Consider the following 24,665-nt stretch of genomic DNA (forward strand, 5'->3'; position numbering starts at 1 on the left):
ATGATTACTTATCACAAAGGCAATATATTGCATGATCAAGCTGATGCAATCATCAATACAGTTAACACAGTAGGGGTGATGGGTAAGGGCTTGGCGTTGCAATTTAAAAAAGCCTTTCCTGACAACTTCAAAGTATACAAAAAAGCCTGTGACGATAAGTCGTTGGTCACAGGTACTGTGCTTCCCGTTTCTCTTGATTCAATCAATTCACCTTTTTATATCATCAATTTTCCCACTAAAGTGCACTGGAAGGGCCAATCTAAGCTCGAATACATAGAGTCAGGTTTGGAGAGCCTTAAAGCTGAAGTTTGCCGTCTTGACTTAAAGTCAGTCGCTATTCCTGCTCTAGGCAGTGGATTGGGTGGTTTGCCCTGGTATGAGGTGGAGCAAGTCATACGGTCTTCACTCGCTGAGTTGCCTGATGTTGATTGGCGCATTTATCCACCACAAACAGCGCCAAGTGCTGAGCTTATGCCCAATCAAACTCGACGCCCACGAATGACCATTGGTAGAGCTGCAGTTCTAGGTTTGATCGATCGCTATGTATCTACCGGTTTTGGCTACAGATTGTCATTACTTGAAGTGCAAAAGTTAGTTTACTTTTTGACTGTGGTGGGCGAGCCATTAAATAAGGTTGTTTTTAAAAAGCATCATTATGGGCCTTACGCTGATGTACTCCGTCACGTACTTGATAAGATGGAAGGTCACTTTATTTATGGTTTTGCTGATGGTTTGAATAAACCAGAGACACCTATTGATCTCAAAGATGATGCCGCCAAGGAGGCTTTAGATTTCTTAGCGCAACACCCTGACACTAAACAGCGTTTTGATAAAGTGGCTAAGCTAATTGAAGGGTATGAGTCTCAGAACGGCATGGAACTACTGTCAACGGTTCATTGGGTGGTGACACAAGAGTCAAATCCTGCACTGTCTGCTGAAGAGTTGGTTCAGCGGGTCCATAGCTGGAATGCGAGAAAGGCCGCAATGAAACCCGCTCATATTCTTGCAGCCTGGCAACGCCTTAGTGAACAAGGCTGGCTAGAGTTAAAAGCACAAGTCTAATTTGTTGTTCGTTGAACCGACCTAATAGCGTTAAGCCTCTTTAGTAAGGCTTTATTATGCGTTTTTTTCTAGATACTGCTCACTAAAATCTTTCAAAAATGCATGTGCTGATGTGCCACAGGCAAAGCAAACCTGCTCAAGCTCTAAGATTTTGAGTTGGCGCTCCCCGCTCTCGTACTTGGATACGAAACTTTGGGGCTTTTCTAATTTAAGAGCGAGCTCACTTTGACTGAGGCCTGCATTTTTACGCATAGCTTTCAATTCATTACGTAAGGCTTCTTCTCTATCGGACCATAGCTTTTGTTTCATGGGCCGATAGTAGACGAAGTTGTAAATTATCCCATTTTGGGATATTTTGGTTATGTATTAGGGTTTCTAATATGAGTTTGGAGGTTGGTTATTGCATCAAATCTGACTGAACCAGTTGATGGGGTAAATCTAATATATTTTCTCTATCCGCTCAGCTTCGAGATGACTTGTTACAGCCATTACTAATCTCTTAATTTTAAAGCAGTTAGGAGAGTTTCAAAAATGGACCGGTTTATTAAATATCTGATAATTTGTTTTTTATTAGTACTATCAATGGCTTTGTTGACAATATTCAAGAGCAACGTTGAACTTGGTTTTTGGGGATGGATAGCTTTTATTTTATCTGGAACTCTGTTTATGACGATTGGCTCCTTTATAGGAGGAGTATTTTTAAGCTTTGTTAGGCCGGATGCATACTTTACATCAGGTGCTATGGATGCATTTTATAAACGTATATTTTGGAGTGTTGGACCTCAATTTATTGGCGGACTAATTGGTTTTATGGCGTGTGAAGGATTTATGGTCAATGTGTTAGGATTTACCCAGTTTAGGTAAAATCTTACTGTTGACTTTAGAGATGATAAGCTCAGTTAAAAAGCCTTTAACTGAGCTAGATCTAGATAGTTATTATTTCGGTATGAGGTGTTTATAATCAATTTCAAATATTGCGACAATTTTTGAAACCCTTTCCTTCGCTCATCGAAATAATCATGCTGGTTATAAATCCCTTCAACACCCTTTAGATTGTGCTTAAGGCAACGCTTAGCAACGTGTCCTGTCGTACTTTGTTTTAAAAGCAGGGCAGGTGCGACGTAGATTGTGCACAGTGATGTGGGCATATCACCGATTAAGTTTGGGGGGGCTTACCAGCTTCGTGGCCAAATTTAGTTGACCATATATCGACGCCTCAGCATTAAAAAAGTCAGTCGAATTGGTGGTGCATGTGTTGCAAGCTATGCCCCCTTAAGTGGCTATTTTTGCGTAAGAAAAGTATTGGAAATTGAAGAAAGCTTAAAACCATCACGTTTTCCGCTTTTGGTTGGGCAGTATACCGGAGACCTGGCATTAGGCTACGATATCTTGAGCTTTGCTAGTGAAGAAGCGCGGGATCAATTTACGTCTAATCAAAATTGGGACCTGAATCTGGTTGAAAGGTAACGAAAAAGACGCTGTGAAAAAGTATGTTGATAAATACTATCTGTACCGTATTTCTCAAATATCAGCGGATACCTTTAGTTTAAGTATTTTTAAAAATCCACTCTTAGAACCAGAGGTAATCGAACACGTGGTTTATATCGATTTGGATAGGTCTAGCAAAAGGAAGGATTTGAGATTGTGGTTCAAGCAAATACTTCAACCAAATTAGTTTAAAGCTATTATAAAACAGTAACATAAAGAAGTTGCTCATTTGCTTTATAGGGGGGTACATCAGGTTTCAGTGAAAACAAGGAATGGAATTGCCAGAATGATCAGCAGTCGGTCAGCTAAAGGAACTAACGATGAGCAGTTTGCCACTAATTGAGTCTATTTTGCTTGAAATCCGCCAAAGTGCGGGGATTCAAGGTTACCCAACCAACAAAAAGGATAAGTTTGCCAAGGGCCAGTTAAGTCTAGATATGCACAGGGTGATGGGCGTAGAAACGTTAGAGGCTGTCTTTGCCGCCTTTGACATGGATCCGCAAATGCAACTCGATGCAATGGATGACCTAATGGAGTTTGCTAATGCTTATAAGCATATTGAGCTTAATACATGGACCTTTGCTGCAGACCAGCGGCAAATTGTCTGGGATATGTTGGGCTATTTTCTCGTGCCAGGCCTTGCACGTCGAGTTGCATTTTGGAACCTGCCTAAGCCGTTAGATGCGGGTATGCCGGGCGGTCGATTCTGGTATCTTCCTGAGATTATTGAACAAAACGGAAATGCCACTTTATATATGCCAGTTGCGCAAGTGGTAGACTGGTTGCTTGACTTGCTCGGAATGCCACTAGAAGTGTTCTCTGATCAACGCAGTGATTCTACTGATGGCCTGCATGAGGGGCTGAGACGATCCTTATATAACTGGCGAGCAGAGGCTGTTCATAATTCTGTGTCAGGTTCATTGTCGTCCCCGTAAGCACTTCAAAAAATCCCTTAAAAGGTCATCCTAGCCTTGATAGAGAAACGAAGCAAAAGTAAGGGACTGCAATTTGGCAGTCCCTTACTTTTGCTGTGGTTTTATATAAAGAACTATTTTATTGAGCTACAAGCCTTAAATTTCTGGCATTATGCGCAAGACTGACGTTCCCTTTAGCTGCTTCCACTATGTAGTTACTCCACCAGGTCATCATTTCTCGTCGGCGGTCAAGGTAAATACTGCGGTTATAGGCACTGCGTACTTGATTTTTATCCGTGTGAGCGAGCGCTGCTTCGATTACATCAGGATCAAAGCCCTGCTCATTGAGTGTGGTACTTGCTAGAGACCTAAAACCATGCGCTGTAGTTCTGTCTTTTAAGCCCATGCGTTTTAATGCAGCATTAGCCGTTTGTACATTGCTGTGAGTTTTTGGATCTCTATCAGCAGGGAAAATATATTCTCTGTGTCCCGATATAGGCTTAATTGCTGCTAGGAGGGCTAAAGTTTGTTCTGTTAGTGGGATCTGGTGATCTCGGCGCATTTTCATTCTTGCTGCAGGAATAAGCCAAATACGCTCATCAAAATTGATTTCATCCCAACGAGCAGCGGCGGCTTCGTTTGGTCTAGTCATAGTGTGCAGTTGCCATTCAATTAAAAAGCGAGTCACTTTTTTAATACTTGCGTTGGCAATAGCTTGCATTAACTCCGGTAACTCATCTGGCTTCAAGGCTGCTAAGTGTTCTTTACGAGGTTTTTTGAAAATAGCCTTAATACCTGATAGGGGATTGGCATGTATTAGCCCTGTATTTACGGCATAGATCATCACCTCGTTTAACCTTTGGGTGAGTCGTTTTACTGTTTCTAAATTACCTTTGGCTTCTATTGGTCTTAAGAATTCAATAACCATAGGCGCAGTAATTTGACTTATTGGGATGTCTTTAAGTGAGGGTAGTAAGTGCAGCTTAAAAGAGCGCCAAGTAGCTGCTGCATGATCTTCTGTAACCTCATCTTTTTTCCGCTCAAACCACTCGGCAGCAATTTTACCAAAAGTATGTTCTATGATGGCTGCTTTAGCGGCAATCTGTGCTTCTCTATGGGCTTTAGGGTCTGTGCCATGCGCTAAGAGAGTTCGAGCTTCTTGTGCGAGTTTACGAGCAGATAATAATGAAATATCTGGATAGGTGCCAAGACTCAGGTTTTGACGCTTTTTCGTTATTGGGTGTGAATAGTTTAGTAGCCAGAGCTTCGAGCCATTAGGCTTAATTCTGATCTGTAGTCCGCCACCATCGGCAAGGTTGTATTCCTTATCCTTTGGTTTGGCTGTTTTTATTTCTGTATCAGATAACGGCTTAGTAAGTCTTGCCATAACAACACCTTAGCACCAATATTTTGTTGATACTCAGTGTTACTAAAATCAAAATTTATATAAATTATTGATTTGTAATAGGTAACACCATTTTTAGTAACACCGCATTTTAAGGCCAAGTGCTGGTGTTACTTCTGATGTTACTAAAAAGCATGGATGTTACCAACCATTATTGGACGTCTACGGATAAGGTTTTTCGCTAAGTCATTGATTTTAAGCTATTCAAGGCAATAAAAAAGACGTCCTAGGACGTCTTCGTTCTATCATTTGGTGGAGGCGGCGGGACTTGAACCCGCGTCCAGAAAACCTACATCCAAGGCGCTACATGCTTAGTCTTTCTATTGTTTAACCGTTTGAACTCCGAAAGACAGGATCCCACACGGTGAGTCCGGTACTGTTTCGCGGTTCACCCCCAGACAGGGTTCCCTCGCTAGCACGATGTGAGATGACCATCAAATCCACTGCCCATGTGCAAAGCGTGTGGTAGATGGCTAGCGGCATTAAGCGGCTAGAGCGTAGTTATCGTCGTTTGCAACTATAACTTTGCGGCTTTTTACGAGGCCAACCGCCCCTCGGCATGCTCCCAGGGTTTCGTGAATCCTGTCGAATCCAGAATCGCCCCCAAGAAAGTTGATTGTAACCCGTAGCGTAAAGATAACCTAGTATCATTTGCTTCAAGTTCAATCGTTTGTTCATTATCCGCGCGTTTTTTCCTTTTTCATTACGCGGGCTTTTTCGACTTCCCATTCGCGTGCTTTGGTATCTTCACGCTTGTCGTGATCTTTTTTACCTTTACCTAGGCCGATTTCCACTTTGACCCATGCACCTTTGCGCCAGTACATGGAGATGGGAATAATTGAATAGCCTTGGCGTTCCACTAAACCAGCTAATTTGTCTAACTCTTTACGACTTAACAGTAATTTCTTGAGTCGTATAGGATCGCAGACCACATGGGTTGAAGCGGTATTGAGTGGAATAATGGTACAGCCATGCATAAAGGCTTCACCATTTTTTAAGAATACGTAGCAATCCGACAGGTTGACTTTACCCATGCGGATAGACTTCACTTCCCACCCCATGAGGGACAGGCCAGCTTCCATTTTTTCTTCGAAACGGTATTCGAAGGTTGCGCGCTTATTTCGTGCGATTGTCGCAGGCGCGGCTTTTTTTGAGTTTTTCTTTACCATAGTGGCGCCATTATACGCACGGTGAATCAATTTGAAATGGATATAAGGGTTTATTTGAGCTATTTCAACCCTTGGTAACTTTTTTGCTGGTTTTTTGTACGGCTTTCATTGTGTCATCATAGGGAAAACTGGCGCGATGTGAGGGATGCGTTTTTTAAGTATCGTGGTAGAATCCCAACCAATTTTGTTAGCTTCCCTAGAGATTAGGGCGCGCGGAGTTCGCTTGAGATCGCGTGTTTCCTTAGATTGAGAGTGCCAAGCTTTATGCCGCAAATTTCTCGAAGTGTGTTAGTTCGTTTTAGTGCCATGCAGATGTATGACTTAGTTAATGATGTTGAGTCATACAAAGAGTTTTTACCCGGTTGTGTGGGCGGTAAAGTGCTTGAGTTTGATGGTAAAACCATGGTGGCTTCGGTGGAGGTGAGTAAGGCGGGGATCCGTAAGACCTTTACTACACGCAACCAGGTGGTGCCGGGAAAGAGTATCGAGTTAAGACTTGAAAATGGGCCTTTTAAACACTTATTTGGCCAGTGGCGTTTTACCGAGTTGACTGAAGATGCCTGTAAGGTGGAGTTCGATTTAAATTTCGAGTTTTCCAGCTCATTGGTCGATATGGCTTTTGGTAAAGTGTTTAATGATCTTATGGTGTCTATGGTGACGGCATTTACCAGCCGCGCTAAGGTAATTTACAGTGACAAATGAAGCAGATAAGTTCGTCGTCGATGTTATTTATGCGTTGCCGACTCAGCAGAAGGTGATTTCGGTTAGCGTATTACCCGGCACGAGTGCCATTGATATTGTGCGCCAAAGCAATATGGTGAGTTTTTTCCCTGAGATTGAGTTAGAGACGGTAAAACTTGGGGTGTTTAGCAATGTGGTTAAGCATGACCAAGTGATTTTACCTGGGCAACGAGTTGAGATTTATCGCCCGCTGATTGCAGATCCTAAGGATGTACGTCGTCGCCGTGCTGATAAAGCCAAGGATGAAGGCCGTGCTAATAAAGTCACAGGTGGGCGGGTGTCCTGAGAAGTCTTTCTCGTGAGCAAACAAAAAGCGCCATTGGCGCTTTTTTGTTTTTAAGGCAAGTGTGTTTAAGGCAAATGTTAAAAAATAGTACTTACTTGATTGGCTTTTGAACTTGCGCTTCAGTTTGATTTTCTTTCACTAATGGCTTTTCGTCAGGGCGCTGTGCCGGCACCTGCGGCGCAGATTCTGTGGTGTTTACCATCGGCAACTTACTTTGCTCAAGCGGCGTATTAAACTCTGGGCTTAATTCATAATCACCCTTTACTAAGCTTAATTTGTTACCCGTAAAGTGCAGGATCAGTTCTTTATGGGTAATGCTCGCATCGCGGCCACTTTTATAGTGGTAAACATAATACCAAGTGTCATCGGCAAAGCTGTCACGCAGTACTGGGCGGCCAAGAATATATTCGGCCTGCTCTTTAGTCATGTCGATACGCAACTTTTCAACCTGTTGCGGTTCCATGTAGTTGCCTTGCGGAATATCGGGCTTATAGATCAGCCAATCAAATACGCTACAGGCACTGAGCGAAACTGAGAGTGCAATGGCGCTCAGCAGGGTAAGACTTTGCTTTTTATTGATCATTGTATGCGCTACTTCTGAAAATCTGGCGGCCATCATACCCAAGCACTCCCCCCTATGACAAGGGTAATTGGGCGTTGCTGCGCTTATCGTTGCAATTGTGTGAGTTTTCGACCTAAGCCGCGGGTTTTAGTTCTCTTTGAGTGAAGATTTTTATCATGGACACTGATTTATGGGGATTGTTACCAGCATCGTTTTTTGGATTGTGTTTATCGTGTAGGGCGCCAAAAAGGTCTGGAAACTTAACCAAATACAGTATTATGGTGTGGCGTTGTTGCTACAATAGGGGTAAAGTTGTGAAAAATTTGTATTGGTGACGTTGGCGATGATGTCGGCGTGTATGGCGTAGCTTTAAGGATTCATTTTTAGCCCGTGATAAGTATGCTGGTGCTTGATTATTTGATAAGAAGTTTGCGTTAGTACCACTTAAGGAGAGGCATTTGGGATCACTCGTCTGTGTGGGCACTGGGTTACAGCTCGCGGGGCAAATTAGCGTATTAAGCCGCAGCTATATTGAACATGCCGATATTGTATTTTCACTCTTACCTGACGGTTTCTCGCAGCGTTGGTTGACGAAGCTCAACCCCAATGTCATCAATTTGCAGCAGTTTTATGCGCAAAATGGTGAAGTTAAAAATCGCCGAGACACCTACGAGCAAATGGTCAATGCCATTCTAGATGCGGTGAGAGCGGGTAAAAAAACCGTGTGTGCACTCTACGGTCATCCGGGGGTATTTGCCTGTGTATCCCATATGGCGATAACTCGGGCGAAGGCCGAAGGGTTTTCGGCAAAGATGGAGCCGGGGATTTCGGCCGAAGCTTGCCTGTGGGCCGACTTAGGGATTGACCCCGGCAACTCGGGGCATCAAAGTTTTGAAGCTAGCCAGTTTATGTTTTTCAACCATGTGCCCGATCCCACTACCCACTTATTACTCTGGCAAATCGCCATTGCAGGCGAACATACCTTAACCCAATTTCATACCTCGAGTGATAGGTTGCAGATCCTCGTGGAGCAGTTGAATCAATGGTATCCCCTCGACCATGAGGTGGTCATATACGAAGCGGCCAATTTGCCAATCCAAGCCCCGCGTATCGAGCGTTTACCTTTAGCGAATTTACCCCAAGCACACTTAATGCCGATTAGTACGTTGTTAATTCCGCCAGCAAAAAAGCTGGAGTACAACTATGCTATTTTGGCTAAGTTAGGGATCGGTCCCGAAGATTTGGGATAAATTGAAGTGTGTTATTGAATCATTATTAACAATAAGGAGAAAACATGTCTGGATTATCGGATTTTTTTACCCAGTTAGGCCAAGATGCGCAGTTAATGGAAGACTATAAACAGAATCCTGAGGCGGTGATGCGTGCCCACGGATTAACTGATGAACAAATTAACGCTGTAATGACTGGGGATATGGAAAAGCTCAAAACGTTAAGTGGTGATAGTAGCTATCAATCTTACCTTGTTATTTCACATGGTAATGGTGATTAATTGAAGTTTTTTAGTGTTTTCATTTTGGCAATCTTGAGCATACTTTGTATGCCCTTGATTGCTTCAACTACAAATTATGATGAAACGCTAACTAAGATTGAAACATTACAACATTCTGATTTACCTGCTGCTATAAACCTAATTAAAACAATTGAATCTGAATTTGGTGCTATGTCTCGCTTACAGCAGGGACGAGTTTTGCTCTTTAAAGGTGCAGCTTCTATTTATTCAGGACAATATCAAACTGCTATTGAGTTATTGGGCCAAGCAGAAGCCTTACTCAAAGACTCGGAAATGTTATTTTCTGCATATAGTTATGAGGCAACAGCCTATATTGCTTTACGTCATTTCAATGATGCATTTATTGCAATGGGAAAGAGTCTTGGTTTAATCGAACGAATAGAGGACACAAATCTTAAACGTGCGTCTTACTTACGTTTAGCTAGCTTGTATTCGGCTATGGGGATCTCAGAGGAAGTTGCTACATATGCAACTAAAGCGCTTGCTCTTGCCTCCGAAAGTGATGTTAAAGATATTTGTGGGGCTAGGCTTTATCTATCAGTACATCAATTAGAGATAGCGTCGTATGCACAAGCATTTGATGAATTTAAGTCTACTCGTAGTTATTGTGAATCCAGTGGTTACCCACTAATTGCGAATATTGCATTAAAAGGTATGGGAGAATCGAGTCTTAGATTGAATGAGCCACAGCTTGCTATCTCTTACTTATTAGATTCTCTAAAGGGGTATGAATCATTTAATTTTGAGCTGGAGATTAATAGCGTACATGAGTTGCTCAGTGAAGCTTATTTGTTGTTGCAAGATTCTACGAAAGCTGAGTTACATGCTCAATATGTTATGAATCTTGTGGATGATTCTAGCAATACAGAGCTTAAGCACGGTGCATCAGGTGTACTCGCTAAGATTTATGCTCAAAAACAGCAATTTGAACAGGCCTATGAATACTCCAGAAAAGAGCAGCATTATAATCAACTGATTTTTGATGAGTCGAGGATGAAAACCCTTGCTTATCAGGCGGCTAAGTTTAATGCCGATGAGCAGGCGCGTGAAATCAACTTGCTGAATAAAGAGCGTGAACTTTACATCGCCCAGCAAATGGTAAAAGAGCGTGAGTACACTAATATGCTCATGTTTATCACCATATTAGTGGGTGGGCTGTTTTTTCTTGCGATTTTGTTAGTGGTGGGCAATTTGCAAAAACGGCGTTTTATGCGCATGGCCAAAATGGATGCGCTGACGGGCGTGCTTAACCGTGGTGCAGGGCAAGATCTTGGCGAAAATATGTTTGTGCAAGCCGCTGCCCGAGGGGGGGATTATTGCGTGATTTTATTCGACTTAGATCATTTTAAACGGATTAATGATTCCTACGGCCATGGCACGGGTGACTGGGCGCTTAAAAAAGTCGTTGAGGTGTTAAAACCTCATATTCGTAATGGCGATGTATTTGCTCGGATTGGCGGCGAAGAGTTTGCCTTATTTTTACCCTATGCCAATGAGGCTAAGGGGCTGGACGTTGCCGAACAATGCCGCAGCCGAATAGAAGCGATTGATACTCATCTGTCGGGGCATAAATTTACCATTACCGCGAGTTTTGGGGTCAGCGGTATGACAAAAGATGATTTAAGCTTAGATCCACTTTTGCACCGTGCTGATATGGCGCTCTATGCCGCAAAATCGAATGGTCGTAACTGCGTATCTTGTTACCAGGATGCCTTAATGTGCGATAAGCGAGTCACCAATCTCACCAGCGAGTTAGCAAGGCAGCCTTAAGTGGATTTGTACTCTATCTGTAACTGATTGTTTGGACTAATGTAAAACTACTCGATACTTTTACACTCTCTAGATTTTTCTGCTTTTTTCTGACGATTTTTAGGTCAACTTTTCAAACTTTTTGCTTAACAAATGGAGTATGATTGCAAGCAATCATCTATTGTATTTTGCTCAATATTTTCGCCTTTCGCTAACGTAGTGGAGACCTAATGGAAGAGTCGAGCCTGCTCACTTCTGTACTGTTGTTTTTATTGGCCGCGGTAATTTTTGTGCCCTTGGGCAAACGTTTTGGCGCAGGACCGATTCTGTCTTATCTCGCTGCTGGGGTGATTTTAGGCCCAGGAGGTATGGCATTGGTATCCGATCCTGCGGCCGTGCTGCATTTTGCCGAGCTTGGCGTGGTACTCATGTTGTTTGTACTTGGGCTTGAGCTTAATCCGAGCAAACTGTGGGAACTGCGCAGCGCTATCTTTGGTCTCGGTAGTGGTCAGTTACTCCTTTCTTGGGCGGCAATTGGTGGCTTAGCTTGGGGTTTTGGCTTATCTATTGAGGCGGCACTTGTTGTGGGGGCGGCATTATCGCTGTCATCAACCGCTTTTGCAGTGCAGTTGATGAGTGAACATCGACTGCTAACAACGCCTCTTGGCCGCGATGCCTTTGGGGTATTGTTGATGCAAGATCTCGCGGTGATCCCCATGTTGCTGTTAACCGCTTACCTTGCGCCCAATTCGGCCCAGATTGAACACCATGCAGTGCCTTGGTATTGGACCTGTGTGGCTTTAATCGGTTTTGTGTTGGTGGGCAAATATCTGTTACCGCGGGTACTTAAACTTGTCGCCAGCAGTGGCGTTCGTGAGGTGTTAACTGCCTTTGCGCTATTGTTGGTGATGGGCAGTGCCCAATTGATGGAGTGGCTGGGGTTGTCTGCGGGGATGGGCGCATTTTTAGCAGGGATTATGCTGGCGAACTCCAGCTACCGGCATCAGCTCGAAACCGATATAGAGCCTTTTAAGGGCTTACTGCTTGGGCTGTTTTTTATGGCCGTGGGCATGAGTATGGATCTCAAACTGTTTTTGACCGATCCCTTACTCATCCTTGCGATTTTGCTGGGTATGTTACTGATTAAGACCCTAGTGCTGATGCTGCTTGGCCGAGTGCGCCACCATACATGGCGCCCGAGTATTGCACTTGGGCTTATCTTGGCCGAGGGCGGTGAGTTTGCCTTTGTGCTGTTATCGCAGGCGCAATTATCCAGCATAGTGGATGATAAGATTGCCCAAATCTTAGTGCTCGCCATTGGTTTATCCATGGCGGTGACGCCGATGATTTTCACACTATTTAGAGCCACTAAGCCTAAGGTGGTGGATACGCGCTTGCCCGACACCATCAATGTCACTGAGTCTGAGGTAGTGATTGCCGGATTTGGTCGGGTAGGGCAGATCACGGGACGGATTTTAGCCTCCTCTGGTATTCCATTTGTGGCGTTAGATAAGGATGCCAGCCATGTGGATGTGATCCGTCAATATGGTGGTGAGGTCTATTTTGGCGATGCTAGACGTTTAGATATGTTGATGTCGGCGGGGATTGCGCGCTCGCGGTTATTATTACTGGCTGTTGATAGTGTTGAAGATTCGATTGAAATTGCCCAGCAGGTAAAAACCCATTTTCCCCATATTAATATCATTGCGCGGGCGCGGGATCGTAACCATGCTTACCGATTAATGAGTCTTGGGGTGACTGATGTGTTCCGCGAAACCTTTGGTTCGGCCTTATCAGCCAGTGAGAAGATATTACAGGGCTTAGGTTTATCCCAAGTGCAGGCCAATGAACGGGTGAAGATTTTTGCTGAGCACGATAAAAAGCTGGTGATAGCCAGTGCCGCTCATCAAAATGATTTGGCAAAACTTATTGATTTATCAAATAAAGGTAAAGCTGAGTTGGAGTCTTTGATGCGTGGCGACAGGGAGAATGTGAGTTAAATATTCTAAAATAAATAAGAGAGCCAATGGGCTCTCTTATTGTTTATGGGTTTAAGGAAAACGTTTAGAAACTGTAGCTATATTGCAGTTTCACATTGCGCTCTTCGCCTGGCATACCGCCGAGGAACATGGCTTTGCTGTAATAGTCTTTATTGAATAGGTTGTTGATATTCAATTGTAACTTCCAGGAGTCGGTAGCGTAACTGACTGCTGAATCTACCAGAGTATAACTAGGGACATAGCCATCAGGGATGCCAAAATCTTTTGAGTGAGTGCTTCTTTCATCCACATATTTGGCGCCTAAACTCAGCTCAATTGGGCTTGATAAGGCAAACCAGTCTGCGCCATAGGTTACCCAAGCACTGGCGGTGACATAAGGTACCCCTTTTTGACGGCTGTCATAGTTGGCTTTATCATTCGGGTTTTGTTTATCCCTTGCGTCTTGATACATGCCATTAAGGTTAACGCGCCATTGCTCATTTAGGTGGGCATTGAGATCCAGCTCAACCCCTTGGGTATCTTCACTGCCATCGTAAAAATACACTGGTACATCGGCAGTTGACACGCCGGCGTTATAGTCTGGGTTGTTGTAAGGGACATTAGTCCGTGAGCTTTTAAAGAAGACGAGCGAAGCCAGCATCTGATCATCAAAGGCTTTAAAGCGCATGCCGAGATCATTACTGACAGATTCTGAGTCTTCGCGGTCGGTATTTTTCCCTGTGATTGAGCCTAAAATGCTATAGGCGGTACGTCCTTTAGAGTGGTTAACAAAAAACGATAAATCGTCGATGGGCATATAGGTTAAGCCCAAGTTATAGGTAATACCGTTATCTTTGCTATCGGCTTCAGGAGTTGGGCTCGCTTGACCTGCGCTATAACGCGCATCGAGACCTAAATGCTCATAGCTTTGTTTGATTTCGTTAAAGGCCACGCCAACACGAGTGGTAAAGCCATAACCTAAATAACCCACATGCTGCACGCCTAAGCCCCAAGCGCTGACTTTTTTATTGTAGTTGGCGGTTTTGAGTGGATCGTAGTCCTCAAATTTACCCGTTCCCCAATTAGGATTGCGAATATCATAAATATAGGGCAGCGAACCACGGTAGATGACGTTGTTTTTCTTGTCTTTAATGACTTGATCCGCATCGTAAATCGAGAATTGTTCTAGTCGAATCGTGCGATCTTCGTAGTTAGCATTTACCAAAAGCTCATTATCGATATTGCCGATTTGGAAGTCATAGCGCAGGTCGGCAAAATACTGCCATGAGGTTTCTTCTGCATCGAGTTTACGGTATTCCTGACGTCTTGCAGCAAAGGGATAGAGCACGCCATTTTCAACGAGTGGGGCGCGGGGATCTGCGTTTATCTTGCCTTTATTATTCCAGTACACATAGTTGTAAGCGCCAGTTTGACGGGCAAAACCTGTGGTGTAGTCACGATATTGCAATTGCTGGTTGAGGAACAGATTATCGGTAAAGTAGATATTGTGGGTCAGCTTGAAGCGTAATTCTTCGCCTTCATTATCTTTGGCCATGGGGGAAATTAATCCTGCATCACCAAAAGCATAGGGGGTTAAGCCATCACCACTGGCCAGTGATGCTGCTAATTGCTGACGTTGCTCGTCGGTCAGTTGTATACCTTGACCATTTGGATCGTTAATCAAATCTTGCCAAGTCACTTCGCCTGCGGTTTTACCGCCGACAGAATCGGCGTTATATATACGGATAGGATGGCCAATAGAGTCAACGGCAATGGCGTCTTTGATATACGCGCCCGACAGCATCACATCTTGGCTATCACTTAATACCCATTTTAGTGAGCCGAAAACCTCATCACGGTCAGCACCTAAATCACGATAGCCCTCACTGCGGGCGGTTTTGGCCACTAAACGATAAGCTACATCATCGGTTATTCCACCCGTACTGTCGATGGCGAGTGAGTAGGTGTCCCATTGACCAACTTCAGTGGTGATTTTGTGCTTGGACTCAAATTGTGGTTTCTTTTCAATTAGGTTGATAACGCCGCCTGCGCTGCCCATACCGTATAGGCCTGTTGCGGGGCCTTTTAACACTTCAACGGATTCTACATTGGTTAAAGAACGTGTTGGGTTAAAGGTGTTGCCTAGGCCTGCACCGCCATACATACCATCAAAGGTGTAGTTTGCACCAAGTCCACGGATAACTAAGTTATCACCTATGCCGTAATTATTACCCGCTTGAGTCACTCCGCTGATATTGCGAATTAAATCTTGGAGATTATCGACCCCTTGAGCACTGATCAGTTCTTGGTCTACTACCACCACGGCGGCGGGTGTTTCCATCAAAGACATATCTGACTTAGTCGCGAGTCCTGAGTTCTTCACCACTGAGTTTTGTTTGCCATAAACCGTTATACGCTCGACGTTGGTGTCGGGTGCAGTGGATGTATTTTCGGCGTAGACGTTTTGCGCTAAAGCGCTGAAACAGGCGAGTGTGATTAATGATAAGCGAAATATAGGCTGTGATACTGGCATGTAAAGTTCCCCCAAACAGAATTGTTGCGAATGATAATGATTTCCATCCTCTTTGCAACCTTTGATTGATGAACATTAGGTCCCAAAGGCTTGTCATCTTTACGTATGGAAAACGGTTAACCGATTTATCCTGTGGCGAGCTTTGCCGTCACTATGGTGCTCAATTTGAAGTACCCTCGGTCAGATTTCTAATTTGTTTCATTTTTTTTATAAAAAAGTGATTTTTTTTAGGGTTAACCATTTGGACTAAGCTTTTTGATCGAGAAACATAACCCGTGACCACTGTCACGGCTTTGTTATTGTTATATACGTTTACGTAAACGTAAAAATGAAACGTATGTTTGAATTTTGGCTTGGGTGAGTTTTTTATATCTATATGATTAATAATTATTTTAATGCTTTCCTTTCACGTGAGTTCAAAACGTTTATCGTTTTCGACTTAGGTCGAATAGGTTAAAAGTGGTGTAATCATTGTTTTTCGATTGGTAATTTAATTACGTATAAAATTACATTGATGTATAAGTGGTAAAGTTGTCTGACAAATTTCACTAGATGTTAATGATTGAAAAGCGTTAATTTTAAAAATATATACAAATCATATGTTAATGTTTTATTTTTGGTGTTGGTCAGACCAATTTTTTCGCTTTTTTTGGTCAAATTTAATTGTTGTTATGCCACTTTTGGATAGTTGCAAATACAAATGTTTGTCTGTAAGTTTTGGTTCTAAACGAACATTTGAATGTTTTGCGGTGAATGTTTGTACTGTTATTCATGTCTTTGCTGGTAATTGAGTCGTAAGCAAGCAAACGTTTAGCCTCTTGGGAGGGCGAGAAGATGACGGAACACACTTTAAGTGAGCAACAAGTAAATTTGACGCTGAATAAAGCCACTGCGAATGGCACTCTGGCTCTGGTGGGAAATACCATTCCTGGGCAAGAGGTGATTTTTACCGAAGGTGCAATGGCGTTGCTTGAATCACTTTGTCGTGAATTTGGGGCTGAAGTGCCAACCTTACTCGCCAAGCGTAAAGATAGACAAGCGCGTATCGATAAAGGTGCTTTACCTGACTTTTTACCTGAAACTCGTGCGATTCGTGATGGCGCTTGGAAGATCCGCGGTATCCCGAATGACCTGCTTGATCGCCGCGTTGAAATTACCGGCCCCGTTGAACGTAAGATGGTAATCAATGCGCTCAATGCCAATGCCAAAGTGTTTATGGCTGATTTTGAAGACTCTTTGGCACCAAGCTGGCAAAAAGTGGTTGAAGGCCAAATTAACCTGCGTGATGCAGTACGCGGAGAGATTGAATACACGGCCCCAGAAACCGGTAAGCACTATAAGTTAGGCCCTAATCCTGCGGTATTGATCTGCCGTGTACGTGGCCTGCATTTAAAAGAGAAGCACGTTGAATTTAACCAGCAGTCTATCCCTGGAGGTTTGTTCGATTTTGCGATGTACTTTTACCATAACTATCGTCAATTGCTGGCGAAGGGCAGTGGTCCTTACTTCTATATTCCAAAACTTGAGAGTCATATCGAGGCGCGCTGGTGGGCAAAAGTGTTTGCTTTTGTTGAGGAAAGATTCTGTCTTCAAGCGGGTACTATCAAATGTACTTGCTTGATTGAGACGCTGCCTGCGGTGTTTGAAATGGATGAAATTCTTTATGAGTTGCGCTCCAACATTGTCGCACTCAACTGTGGCCGTTGGGATTATATCTTCAGCTATATCAAAACGTTAAAACGTCATGGCGATCGTGTGTTACCGGACCGCCAAGCGGTGACTATGGATACGCCTTTTTTAAGTGCTTACTCCAGACTGTTGATCAAAACCTGCCATAAACGTGGCGCGTTAGCGATGGGCGGCATGGCTGCCTTTATTCCAGCAAAAGATCCTGCGCAGAACGAAGCTGTGTTGCAGCGGGTTCGAAAGGATAAAGAGCTCGAAGCCCGTAATGGCCACGATGGTACTTGGGTTGCGCATCCCGGTCTGGCGGATACGGCCATGGGGATTTTTAACGAGTATATCGGCCAAGACCATCAAAACCAATTACACATTACCCGCGATGTAGACGCTCCGATTTTAGCCGCTGAGTTATTAAAAACCTGCGATGGCGAGCGCACCGAGCAAGGCATGCGCCTAAATATTCGCATCGCGCTGCAATATCTGGAGGCATGGATCAGTGGCAACGGTTGTGTGCCGATTTACGGATTAATGGAAGATGCGGCAACCGCTGAAATCTCCCGCGCCTCGATTTGGCAATGGATCCAACATGGTAAGTCACTCTCCAATGGCAAACTTGTTACTAAACAATTGTTTAAAGACATGCTGGTAGAAGAGTTGGCTAATGTGAAAAAAGAAGTGGGCAGCGACAGATTTACCCACGGCAAATTTACCCAAGCAGCGGTATTGCTTGAGGATATTACCACTTCTGATGAGTTGGTCGACTTCTTAACCTTACCCGGTTACGAGATGCTAACTGCTTAATTGTAAATGCGTTAACACTTAATGCGTCCTATGGAATGCGTTATGGCGGTGGAACCGTCAATTAAACCAATGGGCAGAGTGGCGCTGTGGGGCAGCGTCACTTGCTACAACACCACACAGAAAGGAGTGACACTATGACTAAGGCAACACAGACTTCACGTCAGGCGCAGATTGACGCGATCAAAAAAGATTGGGCAGAGAATCCACGTTGGAAAAACGTCCGTCGTCCATACACTGCAGAAGAAGTTGTGGCACTTCGTGGTTCAATCGTACCCGAAAACACCATTGCCAAGCGTGGTGCAGCTAAATTGTGGGATCTCGTTAACGGTGGCTCGAAGAAAGGTTATGTGAACTCGTTAGGCGCGCTGACTGGCGGCCAAGCGGTACAGCAAGCTAAAGCGGGTATTGAAGCCATTTATCTGTCTGGTTGGCAAGTGGCGGCCGACGCTAACTTAGCTGGCACCATGTACCCAGATCAATCCTTATACCCAGCAAACTCAGTACCTGCTGTCGTATCACGTATTAATAACTCCTTCCGCCGCGCTGACCAAATCCAGTGGAGCAACGGTGTCAATCCTGAAGATGAAAACTTTGTCGATTATTTCCTGCCGATTATTGCCGATGCGGAAGCAGGTTTTGGTGGCGTACTGAATGCGTTCGAGTTAATGAAGTCGATGATCGACGCAGGCGCCGCTGGTGTGCACTTTGAGGACCAATTAGCCTCAGTGAAAAAGTGCGGTCATATGGGCGGTAAAGTATTAGTACCAACCCAAGAAGCGGTACAAAAATTGGTTGCAGCGCGCCTTGCTGCTGACGTGAGCGGTGTTGAAACCTTAGTGATTGCCCGTACCGATGCGAACGCGGCGGATCTGCTGACCTCTGATTGCGACCCATATGACCGTGATTTTGTCACTGGCGAGCGTACCAACGAAGGTTTCTATCGCGTTAACGCAGGTCTCGACCAAGCAATTTCTCGCGGTCTCGCTTACGCCCCTTATGCAGATTTAATTTGGTGTGAAACTGCTAAGCCAGATTTAGAAGAAGCGCGCCGTTTTGCGGAAGCTATCCATGCTCAGTACCCAGATCAATTACTGGCCTATAACTGCTCACCTTCGTTCAACTGGAAGAAAAACCTGGACGACGCCACGATTGCACGCTTCCAACAAGCGCTGTCAGACATGGGCTACAAGTACCAGTTCATCACTTTAGCGGGCATCCATAACATGTGGTACAACATGTTTGACCTGGCTTACGATTATGCTCGTGGTGAAGGTATGAAGCATTATGTTGAGAAAGTTCAAGAAGTTGAGTTTGCGGCAGCGAAGAAAGGTTACACCTTCGTGGCGCATCAACAGGAAGTGGGCACAGGTTATTTCGACCAAGTGACTACGGTTATCCAAGGCGGCCATTCATCAGTGACTGCACTGACGGGCTCTACCGAAGAAGAGCAGTTTTAAGCCAACCATGTTGTTGTTTTACCCGTGAGATGTTGTACCTGTAAACCCTGTGTTTAGCTGCATTGCAGCTGTTGTCCCCGTGCAGTTCTCCTACATGTGCTGCACGGGTTTTTAAGTCAACTCTTGTGACTTAACTTCCTACCCAGTCAATACTTTGCTTGCCTGTGCTTGGCGACTCTCTGAGTCGCTATTTTTTTATCATTATACCAATCACATTAAATATCTAATCAGTTCAGAGCCTCACAGGCATTTCAATCCAAGGCGCATTGACGCAGAAATGGTTATTCCCTTTTAAGTCAATGCAACACCGGAGTGGGATGCCTGTGTGGCTCCCAAAGGGCGGCTGATGTTCACTGTATGGCAACGCGCTTTATACTGCGTTTAAGGCTTTCGACAGAACACCGCTATGCCTTCAAGCCTTCGCCTTGTCTAAAGCGCGTAGAATTCCCGCTGAATGAGCAGATATTTAATACGATTGGTATTATACCTTTGATGTTTGTGGTGCAACGCTGGCTCGAGTTGGTGCAAATTTTTAAAAGTTTTACAAAGACATAATGCTATCTGATTATTATTTAATGGTTATTTGTCTTGGCCTAAATAATGCTGTGAATTGGTTGTAAAACTTGGCATTCACAGTGAGGTTACCGTCATGAAATATTACAGTCGTCGTTTAGTCAAACCTGAGCATTTAAATCCTGCAAATACCCTTTTTGGCGGCCAGTTACTGAGCTGGATTGACGAAGAAGCCGCTATTTTTGCCGCCTGCCAGATGAAGACTACGAGTCATGTGACTAAGTTGATTTCGGAAATCAATTTTATGACACCAGCGCGTCAAGGGGATGTATTGGAATTTGGCTTGGAGCTTGTCAGCCTAGGGCACAGTTCAATTACGGTCAGCTGCCAAGTGCGTAATAAAATGACGCAAGCGCCGGTGGTGAGTATCGATAAGATGGTGTTTGTAAACGTGAATGCACAAGGGTTACCAGTCCCCCATGGTATTTGCGCTAATGCGGCATAATGCCTTGAGCTTGATAAGACCTTTAGCTTGTTAAGACAGAGTGACGCACTGGCGTCACTCTGAGTCCTTCGTCAAATCTTCTTTTACCGATTTAACTGCATCCCGCGAGGCATGGCCAATGGCTTTGGTGGTGTCACGGGTAGCGTGGCCAATTTCTTTGGTGACATCCTTAGTGGTTGTGCCGATGGCGCGTCCGGCATCTTTTAAATCAGCGCAGGCTGTTGTCGCAAGTAGCAGTGGCAGTATAAGGAGTGTGGTTTTTTTCATTGTAATCATCCTGAAAACTAACTTGTGCCACGCAAGATACCAAATAGTTGCGCACTGCGCCTTAAGAATCTTGCGAATGCTATTAACCTGAGCTCAGGATAAGTAGAGCCGCTGAATAGGCATCTTTTCGGGCCTCTCTGCGTTGCTCTGTCTAACCATAGCCCGCTATGGCGTACGACAGAGCGCCTTGATATGCGCAAAAATCTGCACATTCAGTCAGGAAATAGATTTTCCCTTTTTAAAATAATCATTTATGGCATTGATTTAGTTTGTTAAATTTAGATTTTTCGACACTCGTTACTCCGAGTTCAGGTTTATTACTGATGTGAATCAAGAATGCGTTTAGCAAATATTAGCGTTAATGAGTTGAGGGTCGATTTTGTTTTGGCACAACTTGTACTGCTTTAACAAATAAAAAATGCCAGAACTTTTGCACTGGCATTTTTTGGATTCGATTTGCTCGCGTTAACCGCAATTTACCAATAACAATTAAGCCTGTTCGAGCTTGGCTAAACGTTGCTGATAGTCTTGAATTAGGTGCTGCATAATTTCTTCTGGCGCAGCGTCGTCGCAGCAGGTATCGAGGAAGATTTTAAAGGTGACTAGCGCATGACCATCGTTTTTAAGTCTATCGCTTTGCATTGAAAAATAGGCTTCTTCATTTTCTGCTTTGCGTACGACAAACTTGCTGGTTTCAAAGGATTTAGTGCCTGAGAGCTCATGCCATTTGGTGATACGGTTTAGTGCAATTTCACTCGATTGGTTTAATTCGATATGGTTTAACCAACTTGCGTTATGTTCAGGATCTTTATAATGCGGACATCTAACTGTGTAGTTGTATACATGAGTAATTGCTGTCATAGCGTACCTACCTGTAGAGGATATTGCTGCCATCATAGGCATCGTTTTTGAATTCGGTCAATCATTAATTACGCTGATATCGCCTGAGATAAATCACAGTTTTTACAAGTGTTTTTATATAAAAATGAGCCAGTTAATTGATTTCCCATAGGTCTTATTTAGCATGAGTTTTTAACGAATAACTTTGGGCTATCTCTCAGTTTTGAACTCAAATTCGTTTTTGCTTAACTACTGCGCAATAAAGCACCAATTACGAATGGGGCAAAATATAAAAGATGCTCTACGAGTAAGCCATTTAACATTAGCAAAATATGGGGGAAGTACATGCTTGGTGTGGACTGGAATGGAAAGAGGCCCATTCCTTAGAATGGGCCTCTCAGCTGGCTTCATCTTTTGCAGGGAAAAAGCGAACTAGAGCCAGTCTAGCGGATTTGTAACAACGTGTAACCAACCAAGATCACGTTTTTGCGCTGTTTGAAAAAATTTTCGATCTGTGCGATCCCAATTGCTGAAAATTAAGGCTTGGTGGCGGTTTTATGAACGATGTAATGACTGTTTGGCGGTCTTGGCAGATAAAAGAAAAGGCCCAAACAAGTTCCCTTGTTTGGGCCGATCCTTATGTCATTAGCTGGCGCTAGCCGAACAACATCCTGTCAATTGGTGCGCAAATTAGCGGGCACTAATGCTTATGCTCTATAAAGCGTATGGGCTTATAACCTTATAACGCGTTAGTAAAGATCTGACAGATCTCTGCATGGGTTGCCTGTTTAGGGTTTGTGAAACCACAGGCATCCTTCAATGCGTTGTCAGCCAACGTTGGAATATCTTCTGCTTTCACGCCGAGTAATGTCAGATTTTCAGGGATATTCACCGCAACGGATAAGGTTTTAATGGCGGTGATAGCTGCAGCTGCACCTTGCTCATCGGTCATCTTCGCCACATCTACACCCATCGCTTTGGCAATATCTTTTAGGCGATGTGGCACCACTTTAGCGTTGTATTCTTGAACATGGGGTAATAATAGGGCGTTACACACACCATGGGGTAGATCGTAGAAACCGCCTAATTGGTGCGCCATGGCGTGCACATAACCTAAGCTGGCGTTGTTAAAGGCCATACCCGCTAAGAATTGCGCATAAGCCATTTGCTCACGGGCTTCAATATCTTGGCCTTGTTTTACCGCATTCACTAAGTTGCCTTGAATGAGTTCAATCGCCTTAATTGCACAGGCATCAGTAATGGGATTCGCGGCAATAGACACATAGGCTTCAACCGCATGGGTGAGCGCATCCATGCCCGTTGCTGCTGTGAGACTTGCAGGCTTTTTCAGCATCAACTCTGGATCATTTACTGAAAGTATTGGCGTGGTGTGTTTATCGACAATTGCCATTTTGATATGGCGAGCTTCGTCGGTGATGATACAGAAACGTGTCATCTCACTGGCAGTACCAGCGGTCGTGTTGATTGCCACTAACGGCAGTTGTGGCTTAGTGGATTTGTCTAAGCCTTCGTAGTCTTTAATGCTACCGCCGTTAGTTGCCACCAGGGCGATACCTTTAGCGCAATCGTGGGGCGAGCCACCACCTAATGAAATCACGAAATCACATTGATTGGCTTTTAACAGCGCAAGACCTGCTTCAACGTTACCAACCGTTGGGTTAGGTTGTACGCCATCAAATACGGTTGATGTAATGCCATTCTGGCCGAGTTTTTCGGCCACTTCACCGACCAGACCAATATTGACTAAAGGTTTATCCGTTACGATAAGCGCGCGCTTAAAGCCTAAGGTTTTGATATCACCAATAGCATCATCTACAGCGCCTTTGCCTAGTACGTTGACGGAAGGAATAAAAAATTTAGCAGCCATATGTCCACCTATTTGCTTGTATATTAAATTTGTTTCTTTCTAGTGACCAAACTACCAATTAAGGGGTAGCCAAGTTGTGATCTAGATCGGTTTAGGTAGATTCCTGAGGTGAAATTCCCACTAAAGTTGGAACTAGATAACTAAATAATGAACTTTTATGACAGAGATTAAGGTTTGCATACGCTATGTTTTTGAAGGCTTTTTTCAGCTTTTGCTTGTTTAGCGATGCGAAGATAGATTGGCGATAATCTGGACATATTGCAGCTAATGATGGGCGCAGATGAAATGGATGCGGGGCCCATGCCTTTAGTTGGTAACATCCAAGGAGGTGAATCATCCCTTCATACTATCACAGCACCAAAAAGCACTGAATATCCAGTGCTTTTTAGCTTTTGTTCAGTTTGATTAAGCACTAAGCAGCGGGGCAGGTGGTCTCCTTCACGCTATTAATCAAAATCTCTTTTACGGGGGTGTCGCTAAAGCCGTTGCTCGTTTTAGTCGGCACAATACTGATTTGGTCAGCGACATCCATGCCTTCAACCACTTTGCCAAACACGGCATAGCCATAGCTGCTCGCTGAAGCATCGAGCTGCGGATTATCTAACACATTGATAAAGAATTGCGATGTGGCGGAATCCGAAACTGGAGTGCGCGCCATGGCGATAGTGCCACGTTTATTACTGATACCGACAGATGCTTCATTTTTAATAGGGGCGTTCGTAGGTTTGCTTTGTAATCCCGTGGTAAAGCCCCCGCCTTGGATCATAAAGTTATTGATGGTTCTGTGGAATAAGGTGCCGTTATAAAAAGACTTATCGACATATTGTTTGAAGTTTTTACCAGTAATGGGGGTATTAGTGAGATCGATGGCAAGGGTGATATCTCCCTTCGTCGTGCTCATTAAGTAGCACACATCGGCGGCTAACGTGGGAGGCGTTGGATCAGGTGTGGGGATAGAAGGGGTTTGCTCATCGCCACTGCCATCGCAGGCACTGAGGGCTAAGCTCAAACTGCTGGCTAATATCAGTCCCGTCATGCTTTTCATCTGAATTTCCTTATTGATTGCGCACCATCAGCCCAGCGACACACCTTGCTCGAATGTGTTGGGTAAGGTGATGGAATGTTGCTATTTGGTATTGTTTTTGTTTTGTGCGCGAATAGTGGCGAGGTGTGAAGAGAAGTTCAAGATGAAAAATGCTATTGATACAAAGTGTTGCAGCTAAACGATGATGACTTTCTCGCACTGCTAAGACAGGCCTAAGCCAAAAATTCGGGAGGTCGAGATAAAGCCT

23 protein-coding genes and 1 other RNA gene are annotated in these 24,665 nt (G+C 44.1%); 14 read left to right on the top strand and 10 right to left on the bottom strand.

Annotated elements, in window-relative coordinates; translation table 11 throughout:
- Complete coding sequence (darG, locus tag SO_RS06815; protein ID WP_011071656.1) at positions 1 to 1,062, top strand: type II toxin-antitoxin system antitoxin DNA ADP-ribosyl glycohydrolase DarG; 1,062 nt, start codon at positions 1 to 3, stop codon at positions 1,060 to 1,062.
- A 54-nt stretch (positions 1,063 to 1,116) separates the two neighbouring features.
- On the opposite strand, the gene SO_RS06820 is transcribed toward darG, so the two are convergent.
- Positions 1,117 to 1,371, bottom strand: coding sequence for a helix-turn-helix domain-containing protein (locus SO_RS06820; RefSeq protein WP_011071657.1), 255 nt, complete (start codon positions 1,369 to 1,371; stop codon positions 1,117 to 1,119).
- 222 nt (positions 1,372 to 1,593) lie between these two features.
- Here SO_RS06820 and SO_RS06825 point away from each other — a divergent pair, with 222 nt between their 5' ends.
- The 3 genes from SO_RS06825 to SO_RS06835 all read left to right on the top strand — a co-directional run bounded on the left by SO_RS06825 (position 1,594) and on the right by SO_RS06835 (position 3,485).
- Entirely contained in the window at positions 1,594 to 1,926 is a 333-nt protein-coding gene (locus SO_RS06825) for a membrane protein (protein WP_011071658.1), read from the top strand.
- 438 nt (positions 1,927 to 2,364) lie between these two features.
- Positions 2,365 to 2,529, top strand: coding sequence for a hypothetical protein (locus tag SO_RS06830; protein WP_164925656.1), 165 nt, complete (start codon positions 2,365 to 2,367; stop codon positions 2,527 to 2,529).
- A 341-nt stretch (positions 2,530 to 2,870) separates the two neighbouring features.
- Complete coding sequence (locus tag SO_RS06835) at positions 2,871 to 3,485, top strand: hypothetical protein (RefSeq protein WP_011071659.1); 615 nt, start codon at positions 2,871 to 2,873, stop codon at positions 3,483 to 3,485.
- Between the two features lie 118 nt (positions 3,486 to 3,603).
- Here the strand turns inward: SO_RS06835 and SO_RS06840 are convergent, their stop codons facing one another.
- The 3 genes from SO_RS06840 to smpB all read right to left on the bottom strand — a co-directional run bounded on the left by SO_RS06840 (position 3,604) and on the right by smpB (position 6,038).
- Complete coding sequence (locus SO_RS06840) at positions 3,604 to 4,851, bottom strand: integrase domain-containing protein (RefSeq protein WP_011071660.1); 1,248 nt, start codon at positions 4,849 to 4,851, stop codon at positions 3,604 to 3,606.
- A gap of 268 nt (positions 4,852 to 5,119) precedes the next feature.
- Positions 5,120 to 5,474, bottom strand: a transfer-messenger RNA (tmRNA) gene (ssrA, locus tag SO_RS06845).
- A gap of 72 nt (positions 5,475 to 5,546) precedes the next feature.
- Positions 5,547 to 6,038: an SsrA-binding protein SmpB gene (gene smpB, locus SO_RS06850; RefSeq protein ID WP_011071661.1), complete on the bottom strand. Its 492-nt coding sequence runs from the start codon at positions 6,036 to 6,038 to the stop codon at positions 5,547 to 5,549.
- 264 nt (positions 6,039 to 6,302) lie between these two features.
- Between smpB and SO_RS06855 the strand changes: the two genes are divergently transcribed.
- Complete coding sequence (locus tag SO_RS06855) at positions 6,303 to 6,740, top strand: type II toxin-antitoxin system RatA family toxin (protein WP_011071662.1); 438 nt, start codon at positions 6,303 to 6,305, stop codon at positions 6,738 to 6,740.
- Entirely contained in the window at positions 6,730 to 7,065 is a 336-nt protein-coding gene (locus SO_RS06860) for an RnfH family protein (protein ID WP_011071663.1), read from the top strand. The genes SO_RS06855 and SO_RS06860 overlap by 11 nt, the downstream gene beginning before the upstream one ends.
- A gap of 91 nt (positions 7,066 to 7,156) precedes the next feature.
- On the opposite strand, the gene SO_RS06865 is transcribed toward SO_RS06860, so the two are convergent.
- On the bottom strand, positions 7,157 to 7,648 hold the full coding sequence (locus tag SO_RS06865) for an outer membrane protein assembly factor BamE (RefSeq protein ID WP_011071664.1): 492 nt from the start codon (positions 7,646 to 7,648) through the stop codon (positions 7,157 to 7,159).
- Between the two features lie 437 nt (positions 7,649 to 8,085).
- Here SO_RS06865 and SO_RS06870 point away from each other — a divergent pair, with 437 nt between their 5' ends.
- The 4 genes from SO_RS06870 to SO_RS06885 all read left to right on the top strand — a co-directional run bounded on the left by SO_RS06870 (position 8,086) and on the right by SO_RS06885 (position 12,907).
- Complete coding sequence (locus tag SO_RS06870) at positions 8,086 to 8,877, top strand: SAM-dependent methyltransferase (RefSeq protein ID WP_011071665.1); 792 nt, start codon at positions 8,086 to 8,088, stop codon at positions 8,875 to 8,877.
- A gap of 44 nt (positions 8,878 to 8,921) precedes the next feature.
- Positions 8,922 to 9,137 carry a hypothetical protein gene (locus tag SO_RS06875; RefSeq protein ID WP_011071666.1) on the top strand — a complete coding sequence of 72 codons (216 nt, stop codon included), beginning with the start codon at positions 8,922 to 8,924 and terminating at the stop codon, positions 9,135 to 9,137.
- 48 nt (positions 9,138 to 9,185) lie between these two features.
- Positions 9,186 to 10,928 carry a tetratricopeptide repeat-containing diguanylate cyclase gene (locus SO_RS06880; RefSeq protein WP_164925657.1) on the top strand — a complete coding sequence of 581 codons (1,743 nt, stop codon included), beginning with the start codon at positions 9,186 to 9,188 and terminating at the stop codon, positions 10,926 to 10,928.
- 209 nt (positions 10,929 to 11,137) lie between these two features.
- Positions 11,138 to 12,907, top strand: coding sequence for a monovalent cation:proton antiporter-2 (CPA2) family protein (locus SO_RS06885; RefSeq protein ID WP_011071668.1), 1,770 nt, complete (start codon positions 11,138 to 11,140; stop codon positions 12,905 to 12,907).
- Between the two features lie 64 nt (positions 12,908 to 12,971).
- On the opposite strand, the gene SO_RS06890 is transcribed toward SO_RS06885, so the two are convergent.
- Positions 12,972 to 15,419, bottom strand: coding sequence for a TonB-dependent receptor (locus SO_RS06890; protein WP_011071669.1), 2,448 nt, complete (start codon positions 15,417 to 15,419; stop codon positions 12,972 to 12,974).
- A gap of 834 nt (positions 15,420 to 16,253) precedes the next feature.
- Here SO_RS06890 and aceB point away from each other — a divergent pair.
- The 4 genes from aceB (at position 16,254) to SO_RS06905 (ending at position 20,378) form a co-directional block, all read left to right on the top strand.
- The gene (gene aceB, locus SO_RS06895; RefSeq protein WP_011071670.1) at positions 16,254 to 17,903 is read left to right on the top strand and encodes a malate synthase A; all 1,650 of its coding nucleotides are present in this window, start codon (positions 16,254 to 16,256) and stop codon (positions 17,901 to 17,903) included.
- 134 nt (positions 17,904 to 18,037) lie between these two features.
- The gene (gene aceA, locus SO_RS06900; protein WP_011071671.1) at positions 18,038 to 19,360 is read left to right on the top strand and encodes an isocitrate lyase; all 1,323 of its coding nucleotides are present in this window, start codon (positions 18,038 to 18,040) and stop codon (positions 19,358 to 19,360) included.
- 357 nt (positions 19,361 to 19,717) lie between these two features.
- Positions 19,718 to 19,915 (top strand): hypothetical protein, encoded by a 198-nt coding sequence (locus SO_RS23160; protein ID WP_238560556.1) that lies wholly within the window; start codon positions 19,718 to 19,720, stop codon positions 19,913 to 19,915.
- Between the two features lie 94 nt (positions 19,916 to 20,009).
- Positions 20,010 to 20,378 carry an acyl-CoA thioesterase gene (locus tag SO_RS06905; protein ID WP_011071672.1) on the top strand — a complete coding sequence of 123 codons (369 nt, stop codon included), beginning with the start codon at positions 20,010 to 20,012 and terminating at the stop codon, positions 20,376 to 20,378.
- A gap of 54 nt (positions 20,379 to 20,432) precedes the next feature.
- Here the strand turns inward: SO_RS06905 and SO_RS06910 are convergent, their stop codons facing one another.
- The 4 genes from SO_RS06910 to SO_RS06925 all read right to left on the bottom strand — a co-directional run bounded on the left by SO_RS06910 (position 20,433) and on the right by SO_RS06925 (position 24,418).
- Positions 20,433 to 20,645, bottom strand: a complete 213-nt coding sequence (locus tag SO_RS06910) for a hypothetical protein (protein ID WP_011071673.1) — start codon at positions 20,643 to 20,645, stop codon at positions 20,433 to 20,435.
- A 489-nt stretch (positions 20,646 to 21,134) separates the two neighbouring features.
- Entirely contained in the window at positions 21,135 to 21,506 is a 372-nt protein-coding gene (locus SO_RS06915) for a hypothetical protein (protein WP_011071674.1), read from the bottom strand.
- A gap of 718 nt (positions 21,507 to 22,224) precedes the next feature.
- Positions 22,225 to 23,373: an L-threonine dehydrogenase gene (gene yiaY / locus SO_RS06920; protein WP_011071675.1), complete on the bottom strand. Its 1,149-nt coding sequence runs from the start codon at positions 23,371 to 23,373 to the stop codon at positions 22,225 to 22,227.
- 412 nt (positions 23,374 to 23,785) lie between these two features.
- Positions 23,786 to 24,418, bottom strand: a complete 633-nt coding sequence (locus SO_RS06925; protein WP_011071676.1) for a peptidylprolyl isomerase — start codon at positions 24,416 to 24,418, stop codon at positions 23,786 to 23,788.
- Between the last annotated feature and the right edge of the window lie 247 nt (positions 24,419 to 24,665).

It is taken from the genome of Shewanella oneidensis MR-1, from assembly GCF_000146165.2.
GTDB classification, from domain to species: domain Bacteria; phylum Pseudomonadota; class Gammaproteobacteria; order Enterobacterales; family Shewanellaceae; genus Shewanella; species Shewanella oneidensis.

Excerpts from the sequence above, each read along its gene's own strand:
- darG (WP_011071656.1), top strand. The coding sequence starts at position 1 with ATGATTACTTATCACAAAGGCAATATATTGCATGATCAAGCTGATGCA.
- SO_RS06820 (WP_011071657.1), bottom strand. The coding sequence starts at position 1,371 with ATGAAACAAAAGCTATGGTCCGATAGAGAAGAAGCCTTACGTAATGAA.
- SO_RS06825 (WP_011071658.1), top strand. The coding sequence starts at position 1,594 with ATGGACCGGTTTATTAAATATCTGATAATTTGTTTTTTATTAGTACTA.
- SO_RS06835 (WP_011071659.1), top strand. The coding sequence starts at position 2,871 with ATGAGCAGTTTGCCACTAATTGAGTCTATTTTGCTTGAAATCCGCCAA.
- SO_RS06840 (WP_011071660.1), bottom strand. The coding sequence starts at position 4,851 with ATGGCAAGACTTACTAAGCCGTTATCTGATACAGAAATAAAAACAGCC.
- smpB (WP_011071661.1), bottom strand. The coding sequence starts at position 6,038 with ATGGTAAAGAAAAACTCAAAAAAAGCCGCGCCTGCGACAATCGCACGA.
- SO_RS06855 (WP_011071662.1), top strand. The coding sequence starts at position 6,303 with ATGCCGCAAATTTCTCGAAGTGTGTTAGTTCGTTTTAGTGCCATGCAG.
- SO_RS06865 (WP_011071664.1), bottom strand. The coding sequence starts at position 7,648 with ATGATCAATAAAAAGCAAAGTCTTACCCTGCTGAGCGCCATTGCACTC.
- SO_RS06875 (WP_011071666.1), top strand. The coding sequence starts at position 8,922 with ATGTCTGGATTATCGGATTTTTTTACCCAGTTAGGCCAAGATGCGCAG.
- SO_RS06880 (WP_164925657.1), top strand. The coding sequence starts at position 9,186 with ATGCCCTTGATTGCTTCAACTACAAATTATGATGAAACGCTAACTAAG.
- SO_RS06885 (WP_011071668.1), top strand. The coding sequence starts at position 11,138 with ATGGAAGAGTCGAGCCTGCTCACTTCTGTACTGTTGTTTTTATTGGCC.
- SO_RS06890 (WP_011071669.1), bottom strand. The coding sequence starts at position 15,419 with ATGCCAGTATCACAGCCTATATTTCGCTTATCATTAATCACACTCGCC.
- aceB (WP_011071670.1), top strand. The coding sequence starts at position 16,254 with ATGACGGAACACACTTTAAGTGAGCAACAAGTAAATTTGACGCTGAAT.
- aceA (WP_011071671.1), top strand. The coding sequence starts at position 18,038 with ATGACTAAGGCAACACAGACTTCACGTCAGGCGCAGATTGACGCGATC.
- SO_RS23160 (WP_238560556.1), top strand. The coding sequence starts at position 19,718 with ATGGCAACGCGCTTTATACTGCGTTTAAGGCTTTCGACAGAACACCGC.
- SO_RS06905 (WP_011071672.1), top strand. The coding sequence starts at position 20,010 with ATGAAATATTACAGTCGTCGTTTAGTCAAACCTGAGCATTTAAATCCT.
- SO_RS06910 (WP_011071673.1), bottom strand. The coding sequence starts at position 20,645 with ATGAAAAAAACCACACTCCTTATACTGCCACTGCTACTTGCGACAACA.
- SO_RS06915 (WP_011071674.1), bottom strand. The coding sequence starts at position 21,506 with ATGACAGCAATTACTCATGTATACAACTACACAGTTAGATGTCCGCAT.
- yiaY (WP_011071675.1), bottom strand. The coding sequence starts at position 23,373 with ATGGCTGCTAAATTTTTTATTCCTTCCGTCAACGTACTAGGCAAAGGC.
- SO_RS06925 (WP_011071676.1), bottom strand. The coding sequence starts at position 24,418 with ATGAAAAGCATGACGGGACTGATATTAGCCAGCAGTTTGAGCTTAGCC.